This window comes from Streptomyces rugosispiralis, from assembly GCF_024505145.1.
GTDB classification, from domain to species: Bacteria; Actinomycetota; Actinomycetes; order Streptomycetales; family Streptomycetaceae; genus Streptomyces; species Streptomyces rugosispiralis.
This window is the reverse complement of record NZ_JANIAA010000112.1, coordinates 1-4,311: the sequence shown is the minus strand read 5'-3', so window position 1 is coordinate 4,311 and position 4,311 is coordinate 1. Positions and strand designations below refer to the sequence as shown.

Below are 4,311 nucleotides of genomic sequence, written 5' to 3'. Positions count from 1 at the left end.
GGCGGGCTGGACCACATCCACCCGCTCCAGCACGGTGTCGTCCGAGGTCTCGCGCAGGACGTCGAGGAGATTCCACTCGATGTGCGGGGTGAGGGCCTGGGCGCACCGGTCGATGGACTCGGCGAACACGGGCGATGTGTCGAGCAGTTCGGCGGCCATGCCGACCCACTGCGACCCCTGCCCCGGAAAGACGAACACCGCACCGGACGGCGTTTCCTCCGGGGCCACGCCGCTGACCACATGGGTGGCGGGTTCGCCGGTGGCGATGGCGTCCAGCCCGGCCAGGAAGGTGTCACGGTCGGCGGCGACGACCACCGCGCGGTGCTCGAGCGCTGCCCGGTGCCGCGCCAGCGTCCAGCCGATGTCGGCGAGGTGCCGGTCACTCGTGGCCGCGAAGGTCAGCAATTGCGCTGCCTGTGCTCGTAGCGCAGTCTCGGAGCGTGCCGAGATCACCCATGGCAGCACACCCTCCGTGGGCGTGGATGCGGGCCTGGATTCGGGTGGGGTGGCCGCCGTCGGGGCCGCTTCCAGGATCACATGGGCGTTGGTCCCGCTGACGCCGAACGACGACACCGCCGCGCGGCGTGCCCGTTCGGCCTCGGGCCACGGCGCGTTCTCCGTCACCAGCTCCACCGCACCGGAGCCCCAGTCCACATGCGGCGTCGGCTCGTCCACATGCAGGGTGCGCGGCACCACGTCATGGCGCATCGCCATGACCATCTTGATCACACCGGCCACGCCCGCCGCGGCCTGGGTGTGGCCCAGGTTGGACTTCACCGAGCCCAGCAGCGCGGGGCGTTCGGCGGGCCGGTCCTGGCCGTACGTGGCGAGCAGCGCCTGTGCCTCGATGGGGTCGCCCAGCGCCGTACCCGTCCCATGCGCCTCGATCACATCCACCTCGGACGAGGCCACGCCCGCGTCCGCCAGCGCGTCCTGGATCACCCGCCGCTGGGCGGGGCCGTTGGGCGCGGTGAGGCCGTTGGAGGCGCCGTCCTGGTTGACCGCGGTGCCACGGATCACGCCGAGTACCTGATGGCCGTTGCGGCGGGCGTCGGACAGCCGTTCCACCAGCAGCAGCCCCACGCCCTCCGCCGCGCCCATGCCGTCCGCGGCGGCGGAGAACGCCTTGCACCGGCCGTCCCGGGCCAGCCCCCGCTGCCTGCTGAACTCGGTGAACAGATCCGGCGTGGACATCACGGCGACACCGCCGACGACCGCCATCCCGCACTCGCCGTCGCGCAGCGCCCGCACCCCCAGATGCAGTGCCACCAGCGAGGACGAACACGCGGTGTCCACGGTGAGGGCCGGGCCGGTGAGCCCGAAGGTGTAGGCGATACGGCCGGAGACGACACTGCCCGCGACACCGGTCATGGCATGGCCCTCGACCTCCTCCGGGATCGCGGGCAGCCTGCTGCCGTAGTCGTGGAAGCTGGCACCGATGAACACCCCGGTCCGGCTGGAGCGCAGCGACGCCGGATCGATGCCCGCCCGCTCGAACAGCTCCCAGGACGTCTCCAGCAGCAGCCGCTGCTGGGGGTCCATCGCGAGCGCCTCACGCGGTGAGATGCCGAAGAAGGAGGCATCGAACTCGCCCGCGGTGTGCAGGAATCCACCCTCGGCGGTGTACGAGGTGCCCGGCCGTTCGCCCTCCGGGTCGACCAGCCCCGCCAGGTCCCAGCCACGGTCGACCGGGAACCCGGAAATGGCGTCCCCGCCGCCTTCGACGAGCTTCCACAGCGCCTCGGGCGAGGCCACGCCGCCGGGGTAGCGGCAGCTCATCCCGACGATCGCCACCGGCTCGGCGGCCGCCGACTCCGCGACCCGCAGCTGCGCCCGCGTCTCCTTGAGCTCCGCGGTGACCCGGGTCAGATAGTGGCGGAGCTTGTGCACATCGTCCATGTCGGGGCTCCATGCGAAGAGTCGGCGGTGAGAGGTGGGTAGGGCGGAAGGACCGGCTGGTCAGCGGGGTGGGCGGGAACGGGATCAGGAGATCCCGAACTCCTTCTCGATGTAGTCGAAGAGCTGGTCGTTGGTGGCCGCTTCGAGATCGTCGGACGTCACCGGCTCCTCGTCGGTGTCCACGGTTTCCAGGGCGTCCACGGCGGACCGGAGCAGTCGGCGCAGGCGATCGGCGATCTCGGAACGGGCGGGGGCGTCACCCGGCAGCGTTCCCAACAGCCGTTCCAGCCGGTCGAGTTCGGCCGTCCCATGGCCCGTGGCCGCTGGACCGTCGCCGGCATCGCTGACATCACCGACAGCGCAGACGTCGCCGAAGAGCTGTGCGTACAGATAGCCGACGAGCTCGGCCACGGTCGGGAAGTCGAAGATCACGGTGGTGGGCAGCCGGAGCCCCGTGACGCTCCCGAGGCGATTGCGCAGCTCCACCGCCGTGACCGAGTCCAGGCCCAGCTCCAGGAACGGCCGCCTGGTGCCCACTGCCCCGGCCGAGGCGTGGCCGAGGACGGCGGCCACCTGGCCGCGTACGGCCTCGAGGAGTCGCCGTTCGCGCTCCTCGGGTTTCGCGTCGGCGAGCCGGTCGCGCAGGGCCGCCACCGTACCGCCCGTACCGCCCGTACCGCCCGTACCGACGCCGCCGCCCGGTGCCCCGGCCCCCGCGCCCTCGACCGCGTCGAGCGCCCGCCGGGCCTCGGGGATCTCATCGAGGAGGTGGCTGGGGCGGGCGGCGGTGTAGGCGTGGGCGAAGCGGTCCCAGTCGATGTCGGCGACCACCAGGGCCGTCTCGTCGTCCGCCAGCGCGGCCTCCAGCGCGAGGAGTGCCGATTCCGGCGGCAGCAGCGGTACGCCATGGCGCAGCCGCAGCTCGGTCACCGCGTCCCGTTCGGCCATACCGCCCTGCGCCCAGGATCCCCAGGCCACGGAGGTGGCCACCAGCCCCCGTGCGCGGCGGTGGCGGGCCAGGGCATCCATATAGGCATTGGCGGGCGCGTAGTTGCCCTGGCCCACCATGCCCACGGTGCCCGCCAGGGAGGAGAAGAGCACGAACGCGGACAGCTCCACGTCCCGGGTCAGCTCATGCAGCCGCCACGCCGCGTCCGCCTTCACTCGCAGCACGCGGTCCACCTGCTCGGGGGTGAGGGCGGTGATGGCGGCGTCGTCCAGGATGGCCGCCGTGTGGAACACCGAGGTCAGCGGGTACGCGGCCGGAATCGAGTCCAGCAGCGCGCGGAGCGCGCCGGCGTCCCCGACATCGCAGGCCGCCACGGTCGCCCTGGCCCCCGAGGCGGTCAGCTCGGCCACCAGCTCGTCCGCTCCTGGCGCGGTGTCCCCGCGACGGCTGACGAGCAGCAGATGCTCGGCGCCACGGGCCGCGAGCCGACGGGCCATCTGGCTGCCGAGGGCCCCGGTGCCGCCCGTGATCAAGACCGTTCCCGGGCCGGGGGTCCAGCCGTCGTCGAGCACATCGCCGAGGCGCGGCGCCCTGACGATACGGCGTCCAAGGATCCCGGCGGCGCGGACCGCGACCTGATCCTCGTGGCTCCCGGCGGCCAGTACGGCACACAGCCGGGCCGTCGTCCGTTGGTCCAGCTCCTGGGGCAGATCCACCAACCCGCCCCAGCGGGTGGCGAGTTCCTGCGCCGCCACCCGGCCCAGCCCCCATACCAGCGCCTGCGCCGGGCCGGTCAGCGGATCGTGGTCGCCTACGGACACCGCGCCCTGGGTGACACACCACAGTGGCGCGAACAGCCCCGCCGCCTCCAGGCCCTGGATCAGCCGCAGGGTGCGGTGCGACCCGGCGGCCTCGTCACGGGCGAGCAGCGACAGCACGCCGACGACGGGCGCGGTGGTGTGCGCCGTGGCGTGTGCGGTGAGGGCGGCGACGGTGTCGGCCCAGCGGCGCGGATCGTCGGGTGCCACGACCACCGTTTCCACCGTGGCCCCGTGCTGGTTGAGGGCCGTGGCGATCGCCTCGTACAGCGCATCGCCCTTCTGGTCGGGTGCCAGGACGACGAGCCAGGTGCCGGACAGTACGGGTGCGGTGGTGTCGGGCAGCGGTCTCCAGCCCTCGCGATACCGCCACGCGTCCATCGTGGACGCCGCGCTCCGCCGTCGATGCCACGCCGACAGCGCGGGCAGCAGCGTCGTCAACTCCGCCCGCGATACGTCCAGTCGCAGAGTCCGCGCCAGCCCCTCCAGATCCTCGCGCTCCACGGCCTCCCAGAAACCGGTGTGCGGGTCCGCGCCCGTCGTTGCGCTGGCGCGGTGTCGCCCCGGGGATGCGGTGTCCAGCCAGTAGTGGTGGCGTTGGAAGGGGTAGGTGGGGAGGTTGGTGGGGGTGCCTTGGGCGAGGAC

At 72.8% G+C, this 4,311-nt stretch carries 2 protein-coding genes; both read right to left on the bottom strand.

All coding sequences use genetic code 11. From position 1 onward, the window contains the following. A partial coding sequence (locus tag NP777_RS46495; RefSeq protein WP_391858716.1) for a type I polyketide synthase occupies nucleotides 1-1,890 on the bottom strand: 1,890 nt, incomplete at its 3' end. 93 nt (nucleotides 1,891-1,983) lie between these two features. Then, on the bottom strand, nucleotides 1,984-4,311 hold a 2,328-nt coding region (locus NP777_RS46490; protein WP_256656258.1), incomplete at its 5' end, for an SDR family NAD(P)-dependent oxidoreductase.